The organism is Bradyrhizobium sp. 45 (assembly GCF_023073155.1).
Classification (GTDB): domain Bacteria; phylum Pseudomonadota; class Alphaproteobacteria; order Rhizobiales; family Xanthobacteraceae; genus Bradyrhizobium; species Bradyrhizobium canariense_D.
In genome coordinates, this window is the sequence record NZ_JADPIX010000063.1 from 37081 (window position 1) to 58509 (window position 21429).

Sequence of the window (21429 nt, forward strand, 5' to 3'; positions counted from 1 at the left end):
GTCTGTGGGTGGAAGCGTCGCACTTTCATCGCATTCCGGATCGCAGACGCACCTTCGCATCCTCGCGGCTTGTTCGCCCGAGCTTTGCCTCGATGCCTTACCCTCAAATGAAAGAGGGCGCAGGGAAGACCGGGTGCCGGCTGGCACCCGCGGTCCACTGTGCGAGATTGTCGTGAACAAAATTGCACAGCAGCATACAGGTGAAGCCAAAACATCCGGCCTTCCCTGCGCAGTGGCTTTACGGCTTATGTCGCGCTCTCCCCGGGGAGCGATGCACTATTGCCCCCGTCGCCTTGCGGATGGCTGACGCGTGCGCCCGGTTGGGCAACCCACATCACCGCAACGCTTGACGCACAGACCCCGGGCGTCAGGACCACACGATTTTGCCGTACGCCGATCACACCGGTCGTGTGCGCGAGGCCTTCGCTCACGGTTGCCCGCCCTGCGAAGCCGATCGCGCCGATGTGACTAACGTCCACCGCCGTCCGGCCCGCGTTCGTGACGATCGCGATACGCCCCTCTTCCTTGGGCCGGGTTGCGGCGACACATACGTCGTTTCCGAAATTCGGTAAAGCGGAATATTTTCGCGGCTCGCGTTGACCGACAATTTGGGTGTTTTGCCCGTCGGGCAACGCAAGGTCTTGTAGCCCGGATGAGCGAAGCGACATCCGGGATTCCGACCACGAGCTGTCCTGGGTATCGCTTCGCTCACCCGGGCTACGGGACTTATCGACTAGTCCTCGCTGGACGTCGCCAAGCGGTTGCGCAGATGGGCCTGCGACAACAGAAAGAACAATGCGCGCTCGCCATGATATTTGGCGGACGGCCGAGTGCGCTCGAAGCCATCGGCAAATTTCTTGCCGGATTGGTCGCACACCTGCCACCGCCAGCCGAACCGCTTACGCCTGGTGAGGATCACTTCGAACATGCCGACGAGCTTGGTCCCCTGCTCCTTGCCGTCTCGCAGACGCACGAGCCTGCTCCGGCCTCCCCCGTTGGAGTGATGTCCGACATATAACGCGGCAGGATGGAAAGCGAATAAAATTGATTATCGGAAATAGGTATCTTGCACCGGCTGTGAGGAAGTCGCGGCGCCGCTGGAATAAGCCGGCGGTGCCGGTGTTGATCGGTCCTGCTTGGTAGCGCTGCCAGAGCTGTTCAAATCGAAACGCCAACAATCGCAACAGCGGAGCAGCGGAAAACATCTGCTTTCGCACACGGGACTGGCGGTAATAAGATATGGGAATCCATGCGCTGAATGAGAAGTGTTCACCAGGCAAGAAGACCAGCGTCGGGCCGCATGCGGCATCACCGCTCAAGCACTACCGCGCGACGACCTCGACTTCGCCGTCGACGCCGTTGACGACATTGAAGCCGCGCTCGTAGACCTTGCCCTCGTTCTTGGCGATGGCGCGGTATTCGCCTTCTGAGAGCACAACGCGCGGAAAGGCGCCGATCGATTCCTTGATGACGTCGCCGCCCGGGGTCAGCACCGACCAGGCGGTGTTGGCGAGCGCCTCGCCGCCCCTGTCGCTGACGAGCTTGAGCGTAATGACGGCAGCGCGGTGGGTGATGGTGACGTCGGTGAGCTTGCTGGCCTGAACGCGGATGTCCGAGCGCACCACCGAATTGGCGTCGCCGTAATTCGAGATGATGTAGTAGGTGCCCTCCGGCAGCAGCACGACGTCGCCGGCGGCGACGTTCGGCACCAGGGAGGCGCGCTCGCCGGATTCGAACTGGCTGCCCTTGTAGATCGCGAACGAGATCTGGTTCTGCGGAATGCGGCTGGTGCCGACGCGGCCCTCGATGCGCAAGCCGCCGGCGGGCAGCACGAAGGATTCCCGATCGGTCTCGGCTTTCAGGCTGACAGTGCGCACAGCGCTGACGAGGCCAAAGGCGACATGCACGACGTAATTGCCGGGCGGCAACACGATGTTTGGCGTGGCATTACGATCTTCGCGAATCAGCTTGAAGGTGCCGTTCTCGTCGGGACGATCGGCAAACACGCGCCAGACCAGGCCGCTGGTGATCGGCGGGGTGTCCTTGCCGTATTTCGCGGTCAGCGACAGCACGCCCTGTCCGGGCACCGCCGCGTTGAGCGGCGGGGCGGATGGCACAGTCGTGACCGCGGGCGGCGGCATGCTGGGCGTGGTCGGCTGCAACAGGGTCGGCGGCAGGCTCGGCGGTCCGGCACCCGGGCCGGAGGGCGGCGCCAGACTGACGGCACCGCCGGGATCGGGCACCGAAGCGGGCGGCACCGGCGGCGGACGATCGGAGAAAAGCTGCGCCTGCGCAGCATTTTGGCCAAGAGTATAGAGGCAAGCAGCAAGGACCAGCACCGGCAGCAGCGATGTGCTGCGCCGCCATCCGATGATGCCGTCACCCCCGAGAGTCATGCCACCTGCTTTTCACCGAAAACGCGGCAAATTCAAGCCTCTGGATCCCCGAGAAATACGGCCAATACGGTTCTTTGGAACCCGGCTGACGCCTGCGTGATTACCCCAGGGGCACCCGTCCCTCGCCATACTCCTGCCCCGCGCGCTTCCCAAACCGGCATAAACCATGCTTCGGCCCGGTTCTGGCGGAGCGCGAGTGCGGTGCCTAGTCTGATGGCGGGTCCCGGCGTAGGAGAGTTTCGGTGCTGGACATATTGAAGGGTCGGGGTTCGAACAGCGATAAGGTCGGCGAGAAAGTCGGCTTGGGCAGCATCCGCCGGCCGGTCATCGGCCTTGCCCTCGGCGGCGGCGCGGCGCGCGGCTTCGCTCATATCGGCATTATCAGGACCCTGCTCGCCAACGGAATCGTGCCTGACGTCGTGGTCGGCACCTCGATCGGCGCAGTGGTCGGCGGCCTCTATGCAGCCGGCCGGCTCGATACGCTGGAAGAATGGGGCCGCAGCCTGCAAGGCATGCGCAACATCCTCGGCTATCTCGACATCCGCCTCAACGGCTCCGGCCTGATCGGCGGCGAGAAGCTGGCGACCCGGCTCGAGGCTGCCTGCGGCCAGAGCCAGATCGAGGATCTCCCGGTCAAGTTCGCCGCCGTCGCGACCGAGGTCCGCACCGGCCACGAGATCTGGCTGACGCGCGGCCGCGTGGTCGACGCGATGCGCGCCTCCTACGCGCTGCCCGGCATCTTCTCTCCGGTCCTGATCGGCGATCGCTGGCTGGTCGACGGCGCATTGGTGAACCCGGTGCCGGTCTCGGCCGCCCGCGCGCTCGGCGCGGAAATCGTCATCGCCGCAAATCTTTCCAGCGACATCTTCACCTATTCGACGACGGTCTATTCGCACGGCGCGATGCCTGAACCGGTGATCCCCGCGACCGAAGAGCCGGCGTCAAAGCGGCGCTTCCCGAGATTCTTCTCGCCTGAGAAGACGGTGAAGCGCGAGTTCTTCGGCGGCGGCAGCGCCCGGCCCGGCCTCTCCTCGGTGATGGTCGACGCTTTCAACATCATGCAGGACCGTATCACCCGGGCCCGCCTCGCCGGCGATCCGCCCGACATGCTGATCACACCGCGGATCGGCCAATTCGGCTGGTTCGATTTCCACCGCTCCGAAGACCTCATCGCGCTGGGCACCCGCGCAGCCGAGCGTGCGCTGGAGTCCATCCAGGAGGCAATCCACGAACTGGCGCCCGCGCCTGAGGGCGCCGCGCCCAAAGCCGACCAGCAGGCCTGATCAGGCGGTCTACTGATCAGGCAGTCTTGATGTAGTCGCGCAGAGCTTCCTGCTCGGCCTCGTATTCCTGCACCCGACGCTTGACGATGTCGCCGATCGAGATCAGGCCGACCACCTTGCCGTTGTCGACCACGGGCAGATGGCGGAACTTGCCGGTGGTCATCATCTCCATGAGCTCGGCGACCGTGTCGGTCTCCTTGCAGGTGACCACCTTGCGGGTCATGACCTGCGAGACCGGCTCCTCCAGCGCGCCGGCGCCGCGCTCGCCGATCACCCGGACGATGTCGCGCTCCGACAGGATGCCTTCCAGCCGGCTCTGGTTCATCACCAGCACCGCGCCGATCTTCTTGTCGGCGAGCAGTTTGACCGCGGCAGCCAGCTTGGCGTCGGGCTCGACGCTCATGATCTGGTGGCCCTTGGTGTTGAGAATCGAACGTACCGTCATTGTCGCCTCCCTGAATCGCAACCGTCCGCTGTTCGCGGTCCGGACTTGTTCTTCGAGTCTTCAACTAACAGTTTCAGCGCCGGTTTCACGCTCAGGCGCTTTGCGAAGCATCGCCGCTAGCGGCCTGTCGCTTCGGAACATTCTTCTCGGGAATGATGGATGAATTCGGGCGGCGCCGCAAGCGCCGCTTCAAATGCGGTCTGAAATGTCCCGTGATGACGCATCCGCAGCATCACTTCGCACGCGCGGCACCGGATCGAACAGCGCGAACAGCAACAGGCCGGCAAGGAAGCCGCCGATATGCGCCTGCCAGGCGACGCTCGTGGTCTCGCTGTCGACGCCAATCGCGCCGACGCCGAAGACGATGTTGACGCCGAACCACACCGCAAGAAAACCGAGCACCCGCCCGTCGCGCAACGCGCGCGACAGCGGCAGCGCCGGAACTCTTGCGGCGGTATCGGCATCCGATCGGCTGAACGACAGGAAGCTGCCGCGAACGAAGGCGAAGCGGATCGCCGCCGCCATCGCGCCGGACACCGAGGCCGAGGCGCCGATCATCGGCGCCACCGCGTGCTCATGGGTGACGAGATGGGCGAGCGCGCCGGCCGCCGCCGTCACCGCGAGGAACAGGAAGAACCTGATGGCGCCAAAGCGCCGCGCCAGCGCGCTGCCGAACGGCAACAGCCACAGCACGTTGAAGCCGAGATGGGTGAGATTGGCATGCAGAAGCGAATAGGTGACGAAGGTCCAGACCTTGGCGCCGGCTCCGCCGGGGATCTCCAGATTGAGCAGCGAGGAATCGTAGCGCTTGGGGATGAAGCCGAAGACGTCGATGGTCCAGTTCTCGAGCTCCGGCGGCAGCAGCACCCGCAGATGGATCACCGCGAGCAGGAGGATATAGGCGGTCAGCGCGAACGGCAGCGTCAGGATCGGCTCGCGCGGAGCCTCCTCAACGACGGCCGGCACCCCCAGCGAAGCATCTTGCGACGAAGGATCTTGCGGCGGAGAATTTGGCGGGAATTCCAAGGGCGGCTTCGCTTTCAGGCGCGATCGGAGCGACAGGCTTCACGACAGGCCTTGGAGATAGTCGCCTTTGCCCGCGCTGCGCAAGTGCACAAAAGGAAAAGGCAGGGCCCTGGGAAAGCCCTGCCTATCCGTGTCGGACTTCCGGTACCCAGAGAGACGGGAGTATCCCCACCCCTCCCCGCGGCCGGTGACCAAACTGTTTGACGCCTGTGTACAGGCCTCGCCGAGAACCTGGAGAAAAGCGGCGAGGCTTGCGACCGCGATCACCATAGCAGCGGGGCGGTGCACGGAAAGCGCATAGTTAATTTAACGTTAACGACGCAAAGGCAGCGCCAGGAGCACCGAAAATGCCGCTGCGGCATGGACGCTGCAAAGCCCCTCCTGCACAACAACACAGGGATCGCGGCTGCACTGAAGCGGGACAGGTTTGTCCCGCGAGGTTGCGCCCCGGGGTAAGCGTTCAGCCATGAAACATCCGTCGAGCCGCGAGTTCTTCGCATATTGGGACACCAAGCGGGGCACCGCGCGGGCCCCTGACCGGGCCGATATCGATCCGGCCGCCGTGCGCGGCCTGCTCGGTGACATCTTCGTGCTGTCCTGCGAGCCCCAGCTCGGCTTTCCGTTCCGCGTCGCCGGCACGCGCGTCTGCGCCCTCGCAGGGCGCGACCTCAAGGATGCGAGCTTTGCGGCGCTGTTCAACGAGGCTAGCCGCCGCGAGATCGAGGAGATCACGACCATCGTCGCCGATGAGAGCCTCGGGGCAATCGCCGGCGTCACCGCCGCGCGCGAGGACGGCAGCAAGGCGTATCTCGAGCTGCTGCTGCTGCCGTTCAACGCCCGCCCGCATACACCGGTGAGCGTGACGGGCGTGCTCGCGCCGTTCGACGACGAATGCGGCGCGCTGGGCCCGTTCGCCCTCACCTCCTGGCGCTATCTGCACCAGCCGGAAAAACTGCTGCCGCGCGCGATCCGCAAGCTGCAGATCGCACGCGGGCTGATGGTCTATGAGGGGCTGCGCTAGCAGTGCACCGCGCTCACGGCATCGCCAGATGCCAGGCGCCGTTCAGAAAGCCGTCGCCGGTGACGTCGCCGGGCTTGGTGTCCTTGGCAAAGGTGTAGAGCGGCTTGCCCTTGTAGGCCCACTGCTTCGAGCCATCGTCGCGCGTGATGACGGTGTAGCCGTCGGCGGCGGCATCGCTCGCCTCGGCCTTCAGCACCGGCCAGTTGGTCGCACACGGACCATTGCAGGCCGACTTGCTGTCAGCATCCTTGTCGAAAGTATAGAGCGACATGCCCTTGGCGTCGGTAAGCACGTTCCCTTTGTCGGTCTTGCCGGTCTTGGTCGGCGGTGCCGCGAAGGCAGCGGGAAGCAGCGCCAGCGATATTGCGACGTGAGCGCGAGGCGGATCGATGACGTCATGGTCTCTCCTGTCAGGCAATGGGCTTGCATGGGTAGGACGCCGCGCGAGCCGTCGTATTCCTGAGATCGCGGCAAAGATATTTTTCGCTGCAAGCCTCGTCGCATCGGAATAAACTGGGATGATGGAGATGGACGACCGATCGACATGAGCAAGCCGCATTGGCGTCCCGCCCGCGCCTCCGATCTGCCGGCGATCAGCAAGATCGCAGCGCAAATCCATCCCGATCTGCCTGAACGCCCCGAGGTGCTTGCGGAAAAGATGCGGCTCTATCCCTATGGCTGCCGCGTGATCGTCGCGGACGACGGGATCGTCGGCTACGGTCTGGCGCATCCCTGGATGCAGCACCGGATTCCGCCGCTCGACGGCTTCCTCGAGCAATTGCCCGGCGATGCGGATTGCCTCTATTTGCATGACATCGCGGTGCTGCCCGACTTTCGCGGCGGCGTCGCGCGCGACTATGTCGTTGCGACCGAACAGCTCGCGCGCGCGTCAGGAATCGCGACGCTCGCATTGGTGTCGGTCTACGCCACGCGGCCGCTGTGGGAGCGTCTCGGCTTTCGGCCGGTCACGGCGGATGCGGAGCTGCGGGTAAAGCTCGCGACCTACGGCGACAGCGCAACCTACATGCTGCGCGATCTCGCTGCTCACACCTGATTTCTGAGACGATGCCGCCGGCGCAATCCGGCGGCATCATTGCCGTCCGCGCTGGGCAGCGCCAGTCAGGCGCGATGCTTCTTTTTATTCTTCGGCTTCTTCCCGGCGGCGCCCTTCTCAGACCACGACGTGACCGAGGGCTCAGCGTGGCCCGGCTTGTTCTTGTGCTTTTTCTTCTTTGCGAAGGAAGGAGCATCGTCGAATTTCGGTGTGCGTTCGCCGTACGGCTTTTCGTGCGGTTTACCGTGTGGCTTGCCGTGAGGTTTGCCTTGCGGTTTGAACCCGTTCGGCTCGCGCGCGCGTTCGCCCTGGCGTTCACGATGATCGTTGTCGCCGCTCTCGCGCCGCGGCGCGTGGGGCCGCTCTTCCGATGCCGCCTGCCGTTGCGGCGCATCCGCCATCGGCTCGAGACGGATATTGTCTTCCTTGTCCGGACGCTTGATCTTCACGGCGAAGGATTCCGCGACCCGCTCGGAAATTTCGAACTCGGTCGTGGTGTCCATGATCTTGATCGCGCCGATGTCGTTCTTGTCGATGCCGCCACGACGGCAGATCATCGGCAACAGCCAGCGCGCTTCCGCGTTCTTTTTTCGTCCGATGTTGGCCCGGAACCAGACGCTGCCATCCGCCATGCCATGTTTCGACGACGATTTTCCCGCTTTTGGTCGAGCCCTTTCGGTCCGATCATCGCCGCGCGAAGCGCGGACATCGTCGCGCGGCGCGCGCGTATCGTTGCGGCCGCGATCCTCGCGCGGCCGGCCAGCTCGCTCGACGGGCTCCATGATGTCTTCGGGCGACGGCAGCCGCGCGCGATAGAGCCGTGCAAGTGACGCGGCGATCTCCTCGGCCGACCGCTCGGCCAAGAGCGCCTGCGCCAGCGCCAGATCGTCGGCGGTGGTCTCCTCCGTGAACAGCACGTCCTTCATGCGCTCGTGATCGAGCTTGCGGATCTCATCCGGCTGCGGCGCCGTCCCCCAGACCGCGTCGATGCCCGAGACGTTCAGCAGCATTTCCGCACGCCGCCGCCGCACGGGCGGCACCAGCATGACGCTCGTCCCCTTGCGGCCCGCGCGGCCGGTGCGGCCGGAGCGATGCTGCATGACCTCGGCGTCGTTGGGCAGGTCGGCATGAATGACGAGATCGAGGCTCGGCAGATCGATGCCCCGGGCGGCGACGTCGGTCGCCACGCAGACGCGCGAGCGTCCGTCGCGCAGCGACTGCAGCGCCGTGGTTCGCTCGTTCTGCGTCAATTCGCCTGACAAAGCGACCACGGAGAAGCCGCGCTCCAGCAGTGCCGCCTGCAAGTGCCGGACGCCGTCGCGCGTGCTGCAGAATACCAGCGCGCTCGGCGCCTCGTAGAAGCGCAACACGTTGACGACGGCGTGCTCGGCATCACCGGGCGCGATCCGGATCGCGCGGTACTCGATATCGGCGTGACCGCCTTCGTCGCCGGCGACCTCGATCCGGAACGCCCGCTGTTGATACTGCTTGGCCAGCGCGACGATGCCGCGCGGGAACGTCGCCGAGAACATCAGGGTGCGGCGCGTGTCCGGCGTGGTCTTGAGGATGAACTCCATGTCCTCGCGAAAGCCGAGATTGAGCATCTCGTCGGCCTCGTCGAGCACGACTACCTTCAATTCCGAGATGTCGAGACGGCCGCGGCGCAAATGATCGCACAACCGGCCGGGCGTGCCGACGACGATATGAGCGCCGGCCGCAAGCTCGCGCTGCTCGCGCCTGGGGTCCATGCCGCCGACGCAGGAAACGACGCGCCCGCTCGCATGCTCGTACAGCCAGGCCAGCTCGCGATGGACCTGCAAGGCAAGCTCGCGGGTCGGCGCCACGATCAGGGCAAGCGGTGCACCCGCCCGCTCGAACCGCTCGGCGTCGCCCAACAGGTCCTTGGCCATGGCCAGCCCATAGGCCAGGGTCTTGCCGGAGCCGGTCTGTGCCGAAACCAAGAGATCGCGGTCAGCGGCCTCGTCCGTGAGTACGGCGAGCTGAACGGGGGTCGGACGGTCGTAATTGCGCTCGGCCAAAGCTCGGGCGAGCGGCGCACTCATGGTCGGAAAAGACACGGGATAAACCTTGGTTGGTCCAGGCGCGGAACGTCGAGCCGCGCGACCTGAAGCTGCGTAGGCGGCAAATGGTCCAGCCGCACGCGTGGTGATCTGATTTGGACGCTCTTTACGCCAAGTGCGGGCAAATCACCATGCCTATGACGCATGGCTTTGGTGATGCCGAGAATAAGCTCACTGGCCAGCTCGACCCGCTACATCCAGCATTTTCGGGGCATTTTACTGCATATAGCGGGATTTTGGGGCGAGGCTGCAGATTTTCACGGCCACCTCGCTTAAATTATGCGCGGTTGGAGCTGCCGGAGACGCACAACAGGGCTAAGCTCAGGCCGATTGGACTAGGGAGCACGACGATGCGATTGGCAGTCATTTCCGATATCCACGGCAACCTTGCCGCGCTCGAGGCGGTGCTGGCCGACATCAAGGCGCGTGGCGTCGATCGTACGGTCAACCTTGGCGATTGCGTCACCAGCCCGTTGTGGCCGAAAGAGACTTTCGAAGCGCTCGAGGCGCTGTCGCTGCCGACCGTACGCGGAAACCATGATCGCTGGATTGAGGAGTTTCCGGACGACAAGCTCTCGTCGGCAGGTCTGTTTGCGCGCAACGCATTGACTGCGGAGCAACGTCTCGCACTCCACAGCCTGCCTTCCCAAATACGGCTGGACGATGGGATCCTGGCCTGCCACGGCACGCCCGACAACGATACGACATGCCTGCTGGAAGAAACGATCGACGACGGCCGCTTCGTACCGGCACGCCGCGACGTGCTGGCAATGCGCCTCGCGAGTGAGCCGACGGCGCGCGTGGTGCTGTGTGGTCATAGCCACCGCCAGGCCGTCGTTCACGGACCTCATGACTGTCTGGTTCTCAATCCAGGGAGCGTTGGTTGCCCGGTCTTCGCAGACATTCCCGTTGCCGCAAACCTGGAATACCGCTCGCCGCACGCGCGATATGCAATCCTCACGAAGCGACAAAGGGGCTGGCAGGCCGAACTCTTGGCCCTCGAATACGATTGGGACGCCGCATCGTCCCGTGCCCTCGCCAACGACCACCCGAAATGGGCGCGGGCCATATCGTCGGGATATGTCAAATAACTGCTGGCATCGCTCGACCCAAATCGAGCCGCACGGAAGAACGGGAGAACACATGGCCGACGGAATCTCGCTTGCCGACAAGCTCGCGACATTTGGGGATTTCTGGTGCCCACGCACGATCACGACCTTCAACGATTGCGACGTGATGGTGGTGAAAGTGAAGGGAGAATTCACCTGGCACAAGCATGACGACACCGACGATTTCTTTCTCGTCCTGAAAGGCAGACTGGATATCGAGTTGCGGGACCGGACGGTGACGCTCGGTCCGGGCGAACTCTACGTGGTGCCGAAAGGTGTCGAACATCGCCCGGTGGCGCGCGAGGAGGTTCATCTCATGCTGATCGAGCCGACCGGCACGCCGAACACGGGCGACAAGGCCACCGCCGCGGACCGCAAGCTCGCATAGATGGCAACTCGCCCAGCGCAGCTCTATGCCTGCAGCCTTAATCCCTGGAGGTCACCAGGCTGCTGAAGCCGCCGACCAGTCTAGCTCTTGCCCGCACAAGAGTGTCCCTGGCCGCGCGGCTCAGTGCGCGGATGGCGCGCCAGGCGTCGGTTGCCTGCAGCCACGCCTTCACCTCGGAGTACTTCCCATAGGCCCAGGCGAAGGCCGGAATCCGCATCAGCTTGTCGCGCGTGAGATGGAACAGGCGCTCGACCAGCACCAGCTTAAGCAGTTCGCCGACAAGAAAAGTCACGGCCCCCATCACGATTTGCCCGGTCGCCGCGAGATAGGCTGCCACGGGCTTGACCGGCTCCAGGATAATGACGGGTACCGAAAACAAGGCGAGCGAGCAATAAGGCGACAGCGATCTGATCCAGCCCCGCAATCGCTTCAATTGGAGATGCCGCCCGATCCAGCGCGAGATTGGCCTCGCCACGGCCATGAAGACCGCATCCACCAGGAAGTAGATGGCGGCCGCGATGTAGGTCAGGGGCTTCAGGTTCTGCTTCACGATGAACTCTCCCGTGAACTGAAAGCCGTAACCTGGGCCTAAGTTTCACCCCGGCTTGAATAACTCGCGGATTTTCGATGGAACTTTTCGTGTACGGGCCCGCCGCTGCCCGGTTCAGATCTCCGCATAGATCTCCAAAAGATTACCGTCGGGGTCGCGGAAGAACAGCGTCCGATGCCCGAACGACTGGTTCGTCGGCGGTGACAGCAGCGCCACGCCGTGGCGTGCGAGTTCGTCGGCACACGCATCGACTTCGGCCGCGGATACCTTGAAGGCCAGTTGCAGCGCGGCACTGCCCGCCGGCGTCGGCGCGTCAGTCGCGGTTCGGCCCGGCCTTGCGAGAGCCAGCGTGTTGGGGCCCAAGCCGTACTCGATCCAGTTCGGCGACAGCTCCCGCAGCAGCGGAAATGCGAGGACGTCTTCATAGAAGCGCCGCATCGCCGCCATGTCGCGCACGAAAATGACGGTGTAGTCGATCGCACGGATGGCGCGGAAGGGGGAGCGGGAGCGCTGACCTGGTTCGGTTGTGTGTTCTTCCATCATCGAGTCTTTCATTCCAAACGTCGGCGGGTAGCCCGTATGGAGCGTAGCGGAATACGGGGAGCTGTCGGCGAGAATTCCGCATTGCGCTGCGCTCCATCCAGGCCACGAACTTCTCACTCCACCAGCTCCGGCCACGGCACGATCGTCGACTTCACCGTCTTCATCGCCATGGCATCCCTGACCGCCTGCGCGACGCCGTCTTCCGTGAACGGATAGATCGTTTGCATCTTCAGCCAGGGATATTTGCCCGCCGTGCGATGGAGCATGTCGACGCCGAGCGGCAGATCGTTGGCGGTAAAACCCCAGGAGCCCAGCACGTTGATATCCTTGGTGCAGATGCGGTGCCATGAAGTCTCGATCGAGCCGGCGTCGGTGAACTGGCCCATCTCGACATAAGTGCCACCGTCGCGCAGCATCTCGACGCCTTCGGGGCCGGCGGAGGGGTGACCCGAGCAATCCATCACCAGATCGGCGCCGAAGCCGCCGACGATGTCGCGCACGCGGGCGATGCGGTCCCGCGCTGACTTCAGTTCCTCGATGTTCACTGTCGCCTCGGCGCCGAACTCACGCGCGAGCTTGAGCCGCGGCTCCTCCGGCGCACCGACGCAGATCACGCGCCCTGCTCCCATCTCCTGCGCGGCGGCGACCGCGAGAATGCCGATTGGACCCGAGCCCTGGATCACCACCGTGTCGCCCCAGGTGAAACCGCCGGCGCGGCTGGCGCGGTTGAAGGCGCGGATGCAGGACGTCAGCGGCTCCGACAGCGCACCCAGCCGCAGCGACATGTCGTCAGGCAATTTGTAGATCTTGGTGCCCGGCAGCATGTCGAGATCGACATAGACATATTCGGCCCAGCCGCCCCACATGTGAGGCGCTTTGTCGAAGCCGAGATAGCGGCCGTAATAGACCGGCGTCAGGCACTTGTTGGCGACTTGGGGATAATGGATGCAGTAATAGCAGCGGCCGCAGGGCATCAGCGGCGGGATCATCACTTTTGATCCGACCTTGAGCGGCTTGCTCATGAAGTCCTCGGTGAATTCGTCGCCGCATTCGACGATGATTCCGCCGAGCTCATGGCCGAGCGTGAACGGCCACGGCAGCGGCTTCGGCCAATGCCCCTTCAGAATGTGCAGGTCCGTGCCGCAGACGCCGCACGCGCCGACCTTGATCAGCGCGGCCCTCTTGCCGACCTTCGGCCACGGCACGGTGCGAATGACGGGTTCGCTGCCCGGCCCTGCGTGGGTGCAGACGCGGATCTGGTCCATGGCGTGTCCTCGCTGCCCGTCTGTTATGATTGATTGGTGCGGGCTGAAGCGAAGCGTATGTGAGATGCGCGGTGGTGCCAAGCCGCGGTCTCGTAACCCGCATGAGCGAAGCGACATGCGGGGCCAGCATTCCCGGATATCGCTTCGCTCATCCGGGCTACGGGACCCTGGTCTCCACACACCCAAGTGCCTTGAGCGCTCGACGGCGAACGTGTAGGCACGGCGCCAAAGTCCCACCCCAGGTGCCCGCTTGAACCCCCTCCCTCAAAATCCCGTGGTCGCGTCCGGCTCGTTCGCAGCGATGAGGTCGGTGCCCTACCGGCTCCAGTTCATCGCTTACGTGCTGGCGATGATGGCCGACAATATCGAGCATGTGATCAGCTATTGGGTGGTGTTCCAGAAATTCCATTCGCCGGCGCTGGCGGGTTTTGCCGTGCTGTCGCACTGGTTGCCGTTCCTGCTGTTCTCGGTCGCGGTTGGCGGGCTGGCGGACCGGGTCGATCCGCGCCGCATCATTCAATGCGGCATGCTGCTGTTCATCGTGGCCTCGGCTGGATGGGGTTTCTTCTTCATCACCGACGCCATCGAGATGTGGCACGCCATGCTGCTGCTGGTGATCCATGGCTGCGCCGGCGTGTTGTGGCAGACGCCGAACCAGCTGCTGCTCTATGATCTCGTCGGTCCGGCCGATCTTCCGAGCGCGGTGCGGCTGAATGCGATGGCGCGCTATCTCGGCATTTTGGTCGGACCTGCCGTCGGCGGCATTATCATGCTGACGCTCGGCACCTCGCATGGCATTATCTTCAACACGCTGTTCTATCTGCCGATGCTGCTGTGGCTGTTCTGGGCGCCGGTGCGGGACAAGAGTGTCGCCGTGCGGCGCTTCGCCGTGCGCGGCCTTGCCGACATCATGCTGACCATCCGCGCCATCGGCACGCAGCCGGTGCTGACGGCGATGACATGGCTCGCCGGCCTCACCTCCTTCATGATCGGCAATGCCTATCACGCCCAGATGCCGGGCTTTGCCGGCGATCTCGGCCACGGCGATCCCGGAATCTCCTACAGCGTGCTGCTCGCGGCCGATGCCGCCGGCGCACTGCTCGCCGGCATCGCGCTGGAATCCTGGGGGCGGCTCAAGGGCACGCCGCGCACCGCGATCATGCTCGCCATGCTGTGGAGCGTGGCGCTGCTCGGCTTCGCCTCGGTGCGGATCTATCCGGTCGCGATCGTGCTGTTGTTCTTTGCAGGCTTCTTCGAGCTGTCGTTCAATACCATGGCGCAGGCGCTGGTGCAGTTGAACGCGCCGTCCGACATTCGCGGTCGCGTCGTCGGCCTCTACAACATGGCGGGGCTTGGGATGCGGGCGTTCAGCGGCATCACGGTCGGACTGTTCGGTGCGGCGATCGGCATCCACTGGTCGCTCGGGCTCTCAGCCGCAGTGCTGCTGGCACTGCTATGTCTTCTCTATGGGCGCGCGACGAGGAAGACGGCCGGTTGACTCCGGCGTCTCCCCACCGCACGCTCGATACAGGGTTTGGGGAGATGAAGCGTTGCGCAATCGCTGGGGCATACTTGCGATCCTGTTCGTCGTTCGCCTCACCATCGCATTCCAGTTCCAGAGCGTAGCCGCGGTCGCGCCGCTGCTGCAGCAGAGCTTCGGCGTCGGGCTCGCCGATATCGGCATCCTGATCGGACTCTATTTCACACCGGGCATCGTGCTGGCGCTGCCGGGCGGCGCGATTGGCCGGACGCTTGGCGACAAGCCCACCACGATCGTGGCGCTGCTGCTGATGACGGCGGGCAGTCTCGTCATGGCCACCACCGACGTCTGGGGCTGGCAGATGGCGGGCCGGCTCGCCTCCGGCGCCGGCGGCGTGCTGCTGACCGTGCAGCTCACCAAGATGGGCACCGACTGGTTTGCGGGGAAGGAGATCGCTACCGCGATGGCGATCTTCGTCAACTCCTGGCCGGCCGGCGTTGCGATCTCGCTGCTGGTGCTGCCGGCGATCGGCACGGCCTATGGCGCGGGCGCCGTGTTCCTCGTGGCCGGCGCGCTCACCGCGATCGGCATTGTGCTGATCACGTTCTACCAAGCACCGCCGGGAGCAACCGCCAGCGCGGCCGGCTCCGGGCGGCTTGATCCGCTCGCGCTTCTGGCGGTGATCGTCGCGGGCGCGATCTGGGGCCTCTATAATGTCGGCTTCGCCATGATCTTCTCGTTCGGCCCCTCGCTGCTCGCCGAGCGCGGCTGGAGCATTGCCGCGGCGGGATCGGCGATCAGCCTCGTGATGTGGCTGTCGGTGATCTCGGTGCCGGCAGGCGGTTATCTCGCCGATCGCTTCAAGCGGCCGTTCGTGCTGGCTATCGTGGCCAGCCTGGTGGTGGCCGGGCTGCTGGCCTGGCTGACCCGGTCCGACGCCGTGATCACGATCCTCGTCCTGATCGGCCTGATCGGCGGCCATCCGGCCGGGCCGATCATGAGCCTGACCGCCCGCGTGCTCGTGCGGGAAACCAGGGCGATCGGGATGGGCGTGTTCTACACTCTCTTCTATGCCGCGATGATGCTGGGACCGGCGGTGGCGGGCCGGCTCGCCAAATCGGCCGGCACGGCCGCGGTCGCGCTTGACCTCGGCGCGCTGACAGTGCTGGCCTGCCCGCCCCTGATGTGGCTTTTCGAACGCATTGTGTCTGTTCGTCATCGCCGCGCCCGATCCTAACGCGGCATTAACCCTGTGCACCTTAGGGTCGTCCCGGACTCCGCCAGGCGGGGGGTCGGGTTGTGAAAATGGCGTTGGCGCACAAAAAATTTCTTCCGGCCGCCGAGGAACGTCGGCGTTTCCAGCGGGTGAAGGTTCACCTGCTCGGCCGCTACATGCTGCCGGACCGCCGTGAATTCCCCTGCCAGGTGATCAACATGTCGCCGGGCGGGCTGGCACTGCTGGCCCCCGGCATCGGCAATGTCGGCGACCGCGTGGTCGCCTATCTCGACCATATCGGGCGCGTCGAGGGCAAGATCACCCGCATCATCGACAATGGCTTCGCCATGACGGTCGGTGCCACGCCGCGAAAGCGCGACAAGCTTGCGGCACAGCTGACCTGGCTCGCCAACCGCGACATCCTCAATCTGCCGGAAGACCGCCGCCACGATCGTATCGTGCCGCGCAATCCGATCGCGGTGCTGACGCTCGAGGACGGCACCAAGATGACCTGCCGCATCATCGACCTCTCGCTGTCGGGCGCCGCCATCGCCGCGGAGAACCGCCCCCCGCTGAAATCGACGGTTTTGCTCGGCCGGGTGCAGGGCCGCGTGGTCCGAAACCTCGAAGATGGCTTCGCGCTCGAGTTCATGCATTCGCAGCCAATTGAAACTCTCGAAGAGAGCGTTACCGCGCGGTAAAGCGCGAAGGCACCAAAACCACTGCATTTCCAGTACTGAAGGCGGCCTCCGCGATGCGGACGCCGCCTTTTTCATGGGTGGCGTCGAGGCTCGCGCGGGTTAACGCGAAGGCTGCGGGAGCGTGCAAACAACGGTTCCGCTAGCGTTTCCGCGTTAATCCATAAAATTTGAATCAATTGCAGTCATATCGAATTTTATTCAAATTTGACTCAAGTATAGATCGAATTCGCCGCGTGTTTTACTTGCATTCGTCTCGACTTGACTTGACTGACTTAGCGGCAACTCAAAAGCTGCCTGCGCAATGTGGTCCCAACAAGAAACGGGGGCCGCAATGTTTGATTTCAGGGGACAGGGGAAGGGATTGGCGCTCGCCGCCATGCTCTTCGGAATGAGCGCGGCAGCGCAGGCCGGCGAAGGCCGTCTGCTCTACGCAAGCCTCGGCGACACCACGCGTGCGCCGATCGGCTGGGTCGAGTTCTGTGCAGACAATGCCGCTCAGTGCCAGGGCGCACCGACGCAACCGCGTGACATCGTGATGTCGCAGGCTGCATGGCGCGACCTCGTCAAGGTCAATCGCTGGGTCAACGAGACCGTCAAGCCTTTGACCGACCAGGAGCACTGGGGCGTGATCGAAAAGTGGTCGCTGCCGTCGGACGGTTACGGCGACTGCGAGGACTACGTGCTGTTGAAGCGCAAGATGCTGATCGATGCCGGATGGCCGCGCGAGGCCCTGCTCATCACCGTCGTGCGCGACAAGAAGGGCGAAGGACACGCGGTGCTGACGGTGAAGACCGACAAGGGCGAGTTCGTTCTCGACAATCAGAACGAGAACGTCGTTGCCTGGACGGAGACCGGCTACCGCTTCGTCAAGCGCCAGTCGCAGAGCGATCCCAATGTCTGGGTCTCGCTCGGCGACACCAAGCCGGCGGTCTCCACCGCCAGCGCAAGGGATCAGTAGAGACAAACGAAAGAGATACGCGACCCGGTCACATCCCCACCCCTCCCCGTCCCAGACCGGTTCGCGCGCGGCCAGCCATCCCCCAATGGCTGGCCGCAACTTTTTGGGCGCGGCGAGAACCGCCAAATTCCTTTGGAATCAAAGCAGTCTAGCCGCGTCCGTTAAGACGTCTCGGAACGTGTCGACACGGAACATTCCCCAAACACGACTTACCGACACGGGGAAAAACGGGGGAATTTGTTCTCTCTGCGTTCCCATTGGCACAATCGGTCGATGTCGGTACTTGATTGGCGGAGAACCGCACCCGACGACTACGCCGCTCTTTGGAACGAGTTAACGATCGACCCGATCTTCCGCTCGGTCGGCATTGGTGGCATCGACGGCCGGTCGTAAGCCACAGCGTATCGAGCGCCGCGGCGGCGCCCGCAGCCTCGCCGAGGCCAAGGCCCTCTTCCAAACGGCAAGGATCTGCACGGCCGGATCGGCTACGTCACAGCAAGCCACGCTTGATCCAGAGCCGACGCCGGCCGTGGCGCAAGGCCGGAACGAATCGTCCCTGAAGGCTCGAACCGGTAATCTTGCTCCTGAAGACAGCAAAGCCCTCGGCAGTCTCCCGCCGAGGGCTTTGAGGAGCTCTCGGCAGTTACCTGCCAAGAGCTCCCGTCTTTGTTGTCTAGAGCGAGCTTACCAGTTGCGCTGAGCGCGGAGGAGCAGGGTGATGGTGTCCTGATCCTTCAGCTCGTACGCAGCGGCCGGCTTGGCCGTTGTGCCCGAACCGGCGTAAGCGAAGACGCCCGCATACTTCTGGTCGAGATGGGTCCAGTTGAGGTCGGCCGAGAACGTCAAGTTCTTGACCGGGGTCCAGCGGGTGATGACACCGACCTGGCCGATGGCGAAGTCAGGATTGCACGAGGTCACGCCAGCGATCGCGAACGTACCACCGACACCGCAAAGGCTGGTCTTAGCCAAGGAGCCGAACTGCGCCTGAGCGTAGGCACCGTACAGCGCGGTGTTCCAGTAGGGATCCCAGTTGTGGGTGTAGGCACCACGGAAGCCCCAAGTCTTCACGCTCTCTTGGGACGAGCCACCGCCCGCCGAGGTGAACACGGTGTCCGGAGCATAGGCAAAGCCGACGCTCTGGTAGGCAACGTCGGAGCTGCCGAACATCGAGTAGCTGCCGCCCGCGAGGTTCTGGAAGTTGTAGCGGGACGCGCCGTCGGTGTAGACGCCCTGGATGTTGATCACGTCACCCGCACCAGTCGGGATGTTCTTGATCGACAGAGCGAGCTGAGCAGCCCAACCCCACTTGTCTTCGGGATGGCCAGTCACCTCGGTGGCGCCGTAGTAGGCAACGTGGTTGTCATGCGCAGCGACCGACGCCTGGAACAGACCCCAAGCCTGGTCGACGCGGACCATAGCGACGAGGTTCGGCGAACGCGAACCGCCGATGTTGTTCGTGCCGTACGCACCACCAACGATACCGGTAGCAGATGCGCCAGCCAAGTTGATGTTGCCGGCCTGGTAATAGGCCGTCGCATCTTCAGCCGAGAACGACGCCGTCACGCCCTGACCGAAGTCAGCGGTGTAGGTGAACTGGTTGACACCAGTGACCGTGCCGGAACCGCCGACGAGGCTGTCGAAGTTGTTGCCGGGATAGTTGGTCCAGGGCGCGTCGAACTGCGACACGGCCTTACCCATGGTGAAGCCAGCGAACTGGATGAAGGCGTAGTACACGCCGAGCGAACCGCCCGAGGTGGCACCGTCGGTGCCGTTGATCGAGGAACCAACGAGCGCCGGGGATACGCCCGAAGTATTGAGGGCGAGCGTGCTGCTGTAGGCGGTACCGCCGAAGGCGCTACCGGTTCCGGAGTAGTTGCCGGTGGTCCAGGAGAACACGCCGTCGAAGAAGGTACGGACAACGCCGTACTCGGTCGCGGTGCGCGTGTCGATGTTGAGATCTTCACGAGCGCGCATGGTGTAGTAGTTCGTCAGACGGTTGCGCGCGCCGTTGTTACCGGTGAGCTGACCGCTGAAAACCGAGTTGCTGTTCAGCGCGACTTCAGCGCGCAGATAACCACCCAGCTTGATGCAGGTGTCGGTGCCGGGGATGTAGTAGAAACCCGCACCGTACAGGGAGCAGATCTTCACGTATTCGACCGCTTTGGCCTTCACGGGGAGATCGGCTGCCTGCGCTCCGCCAACAGCGAGCAGACCCGCCGCGGAACCGAGCAAAAGGCTCTTAACCAACTTCATGTTAAACCTCCAAGTTTGCCATAGGGAAGGTTCCGGATCCGCTGGGTGAAGACACCCTAAGGTTGGTTCCCTTGTCCCTTAAATTCACCGCTTAGTCGCTTCGCGCCTTCGGACACACCCGCTGAACGCGAGGGACTTAAGCGAACCACCTAAGACGGGACGACCTCGGGATGCCCCCCTCCGTCGTGCAGTCACCATGATCGATGGTCCGTGCACACACAACAAGAGAACGCTCCGAAATGGGCCGTGAAAGCTCGTTTTCAGACAGGTGTTGCACAAAAATCACGCAACTTGCCGAAGGTGATTCCGGCCTAAGTAATTGCGATTTCTCGACTTTCGATCTCTCACAGCTGCGTGAGTACTTCGTGTGAGAAGGGGTCCACCCGCGGGAACAGGCACGTCCACTGCGCTTGAAGATGGGAATCGATTTGCACTTAAGGACGAATCGAGTGTCCGCTTCGCTCGCGCGGCCACCCACTCGGGACCCAGGATTCTATGTCTAAGGTGAGCAAAAAGATCTCAGCGGCGCCAAGTTGGCTCGGCCTCACTGACGACCGGTTGTCTTTCGTGTTTCTGCCGGACCGAGCCGAAACCGTGCGAAAAATTTTCGAACTCGCGATCGGCGGGATGGGCAGTTACGCCATTGCGAATTATCTCGACGAACTAAAGGTGCCGACATTCACCCGAGCGATCAACTGGGACAACACCACCATAGACTCGATGCTCAGGAACCGGGCGACCTATGGTGAGCACCAGCCGAAGTCCTTCGCGGCAGGTCATAAGAAGGGTATCCCAAGCGGCCCTCCCATTTCCGGCTATTACCCTGCCGTCATAGACAAGGGCACTTTCGATGCTGCCCAGGCAGCACGCCAACAGAATCTGGCGCATCGTGGACGAAAAGGAAATGATCTCGCTAACATCTTCGGTGACCTATGCTCGTGTGCCTATTGCGGCAGCAAAGTCATCTTCCATCGGATTTCGAATGTGCAGGTCCTCGTATGCGAGCAGGTCTTGAATGATGGCGCCTGCAGCCGCTCCGCCTGGACATACAAAGACTTTGAAATCACCGTCCTTGCTTTTCTGGCGCACCCAGCATTGCTCGACCAAGCAAGCTACGACCTAAAAGCAGGGCTGCTCGATCTTGTCGAAGAAATCAAAGGCCTCTCTTCCGATGAGGGGCTACGCTATGCGAGAAGAGTGAACATCACAGTTCTACTCAAGCGGATTGTCGCTGGCCTCCTAATTCACAGTGCAGGAAATCTCAGCCAGCCTAGACATTCCTCGGCACAGATCCGGAAGCACATCGCAGGGAGGTTTCTCGCGATTCACCTGCAAGAGGGGCCGTCGTACACTTGCATTTCAATAGGGTAATCAACTCGCGGGCAAGTGGCGCCACCTGGTGTCGATGAACGATGGGTATTCACCAACGAGGTGTGGGTCGTTCGCTGCAGGCGTGCAAGTGCCCGCAGCCTTTGGTTTCTGGTAGCGAGCGCTCCGCGCTAGCGACTCATGAACGCGTGGGTGTCCGCCACCAAGCCCGACCGCTGCACAAGGAGTGCTGCGACGGCGACCAGGAGCAGCATCGAGGCGACCATGATGGCGATCCACTTTCTGTCGTCCATGGGAGCCAATGCCGTCCGCCGAGGTCTCGTTCCGCAGC

21 protein-coding genes and 1 pseudogene are annotated in these 21429 nt (G+C 63.4%); 10 read left to right on the top strand and 12 right to left on the bottom strand.

Annotation, left to right across the window (positions count from 1 at the left end; all coding sequences use genetic code 11):
* Window positions 1-245: 245 nt before the first annotated feature.
* The 3 genes from IVB42_RS11660 to IVB42_RS11670 all read right to left on the bottom strand — a co-directional run bounded on the left by IVB42_RS11660 (window position 246) and on the right by IVB42_RS11670 (window position 2396).
* The gene (locus IVB42_RS11660; protein WP_247335668.1) at window positions 246-668 is read right to left on the bottom strand and encodes a hypothetical protein; all 423 of its coding nucleotides are present in this window, start codon (window positions 666-668) and stop codon (window positions 246-248) included.
* A 65-nt stretch (window positions 669-733) separates the two neighbouring features.
* The gene (locus IVB42_RS11665) at window positions 734-973 is read right to left on the bottom strand and encodes a hypothetical protein (protein WP_247335666.1); all 240 of its coding nucleotides are present in this window, start codon (window positions 971-973) and stop codon (window positions 734-736) included.
* A 349-nt stretch (window positions 974-1322) separates the two neighbouring features.
* Window positions 1323-2396, bottom strand: coding sequence for a hypothetical protein (locus IVB42_RS11670; protein WP_204511590.1), 1074 nt, complete (start codon window positions 2394-2396; stop codon window positions 1323-1325).
* 242 nt (window positions 2397-2638) lie between these two features.
* Between IVB42_RS11670 and IVB42_RS11675 the strand changes: the two genes are divergently transcribed.
* Window positions 2639-3679, top strand: a complete 1041-nt coding sequence (locus IVB42_RS11675; protein ID WP_085361736.1) for a patatin-like phospholipase family protein — start codon at window positions 2639-2641, stop codon at window positions 3677-3679.
* A gap of 16 nt (window positions 3680-3695) precedes the next feature.
* Here IVB42_RS11675 and IVB42_RS11680 read toward each other — a convergent pair whose 3' ends face one another.
* Entirely contained in the window at window positions 3696-4124 is a 429-nt protein-coding gene (locus tag IVB42_RS11680; RefSeq protein ID WP_085351136.1) for a CBS domain-containing protein, read from the bottom strand.
* Window positions 4125-4313: 189 nt separating this feature from the next.
* On the bottom strand, window positions 4314-5090 hold the full coding sequence (locus tag IVB42_RS11685) for a rhomboid family intramembrane serine protease (protein ID WP_018455359.1): 777 nt from the start codon (window positions 5088-5090) through the stop codon (window positions 4314-4316).
* A gap of 526 nt (window positions 5091-5616) precedes the next feature.
* Between IVB42_RS11685 and IVB42_RS11690 the strand changes: the two genes are divergently transcribed.
* The gene (locus IVB42_RS11690; RefSeq protein ID WP_247470199.1) at window positions 5617-6171 is read left to right on the top strand and encodes a PAS domain-containing protein; all 555 of its coding nucleotides are present in this window, start codon (window positions 5617-5619) and stop codon (window positions 6169-6171) included.
* Window positions 6172-6184: 13 nt separating this feature from the next.
* Here the strand turns inward: IVB42_RS11690 and IVB42_RS11695 are convergent.
* Window positions 6185-6570 (bottom strand): annotated as a pseudogene (locus IVB42_RS11695) (hypothetical protein).
* 145 nt (window positions 6571-6715) lie between these two features.
* Here IVB42_RS11695 and IVB42_RS11700 point away from each other — a divergent pair.
* Entirely contained in the window at window positions 6716-7225 is a 510-nt protein-coding gene (locus IVB42_RS11700) for a GNAT family N-acetyltransferase (RefSeq protein WP_247335658.1), read from the top strand.
* A 65-nt stretch (window positions 7226-7290) separates the two neighbouring features.
* Here the strand turns inward: IVB42_RS11700 and IVB42_RS11705 are convergent, their stop codons facing one another.
* Window positions 7291-9288 carry a DEAD/DEAH box helicase gene (locus IVB42_RS11705; RefSeq protein ID WP_247470222.1) on the bottom strand — a complete coding sequence of 666 codons (1998 nt, stop codon included), beginning with the start codon at window positions 9286-9288 and terminating at the stop codon, window positions 7291-7293.
* Between the two features lie 368 nt (window positions 9289-9656).
* Between IVB42_RS11705 and IVB42_RS11710 the strand changes: the two genes are divergently transcribed.
* Window positions 9657-10397, top strand: a complete 741-nt coding sequence (locus tag IVB42_RS11710; RefSeq protein WP_247470224.1) for a metallophosphoesterase family protein — start codon at window positions 9657-9659, stop codon at window positions 10395-10397.
* 52 nt (window positions 10398-10449) lie between these two features.
* Window positions 10450-10803: a cupin domain-containing protein gene (locus IVB42_RS11715; protein ID WP_247470200.1), complete on the top strand. Its 354-nt coding sequence runs from the start codon at window positions 10450-10452 to the stop codon at window positions 10801-10803.
* A gap of 37 nt (window positions 10804-10840) precedes the next feature.
* Here the strand turns inward: IVB42_RS11715 and IVB42_RS11720 are convergent, their stop codons facing one another.
* The 3 genes from IVB42_RS11720 to IVB42_RS11730 all read right to left on the bottom strand — a co-directional run bounded on the left by IVB42_RS11720 (window position 10841) and on the right by IVB42_RS11730 (window position 13161).
* Entirely contained in the window at window positions 10841-11353 is a 513-nt protein-coding gene (locus tag IVB42_RS11720) for a hypothetical protein (RefSeq protein WP_085385015.1), read from the bottom strand.
* 114 nt (window positions 11354-11467) lie between these two features.
* Entirely contained in the window at window positions 11468-11896 is a 429-nt protein-coding gene (locus tag IVB42_RS11725) for a VOC family protein (protein WP_247470201.1), read from the bottom strand.
* Between the two features lie 113 nt (window positions 11897-12009).
* Window positions 12010-13161, bottom strand: a complete 1152-nt coding sequence (locus IVB42_RS11730) for a zinc-binding dehydrogenase (protein ID WP_247410743.1) — start codon at window positions 13159-13161, stop codon at window positions 12010-12012.
* 250 nt (window positions 13162-13411) lie between these two features.
* Between IVB42_RS11730 and IVB42_RS11735 the strand changes: the two genes are divergently transcribed.
* From IVB42_RS11735 to IVB42_RS11750, 4 genes are all read left to right on the top strand, one after another.
* Entirely contained in the window at window positions 13412-14659 is a 1248-nt protein-coding gene (locus IVB42_RS11735) for an MFS transporter (protein ID WP_245288415.1), read from the top strand.
* Between the two features lie 52 nt (window positions 14660-14711).
* The gene (locus tag IVB42_RS11740) at window positions 14712-15878 is read left to right on the top strand and encodes an MFS transporter (protein WP_247377286.1); all 1167 of its coding nucleotides are present in this window, start codon (window positions 14712-14714) and stop codon (window positions 15876-15878) included.
* Window positions 15879-15946: 68 nt separating this feature from the next.
* Window positions 15947-16558 carry a PilZ domain-containing protein gene (locus tag IVB42_RS11745; RefSeq protein ID WP_007602573.1) on the top strand — a complete coding sequence of 204 codons (612 nt, stop codon included), beginning with the start codon at window positions 15947-15949 and terminating at the stop codon, window positions 16556-16558.
* 331 nt (window positions 16559-16889) lie between these two features.
* A complete protein-coding gene (locus IVB42_RS11750; RefSeq protein WP_026232931.1) occupies window positions 16890-17516 on the top strand; it encodes a transglutaminase-like cysteine peptidase in 627 nt (208 codons plus the stop codon).
* A gap of 684 nt (window positions 17517-18200) precedes the next feature.
* On the opposite strand, the gene IVB42_RS11755 is transcribed toward IVB42_RS11750, so the two are convergent.
* A complete protein-coding gene (locus IVB42_RS11755) occupies window positions 18201-19769 on the bottom strand; it encodes a porin (RefSeq protein ID WP_247470202.1) in 1569 nt (522 codons plus the stop codon).
* Window positions 19770-20264: 495 nt separating this feature from the next.
* On the opposite strand from IVB42_RS11755, the gene IVB42_RS11760 reads away from it, so the two are divergent.
* Window positions 20265-21140, top strand: a complete 876-nt coding sequence (locus IVB42_RS11760; protein ID WP_247470203.1) for a recombinase family protein — start codon at window positions 20265-20267, stop codon at window positions 21138-21140.
* Between the two features lie 128 nt (window positions 21141-21268).
* Here IVB42_RS11760 and IVB42_RS42025 read toward each other — a convergent pair whose 3' ends face one another.
* Window positions 21269-21391 (bottom strand): hypothetical protein, encoded by a 123-nt coding sequence (locus IVB42_RS42025; RefSeq protein ID WP_256470503.1) that lies wholly within the window; start codon window positions 21389-21391, stop codon window positions 21269-21271.
* Window positions 21392-21429 lie beyond the last annotated feature (38 nt).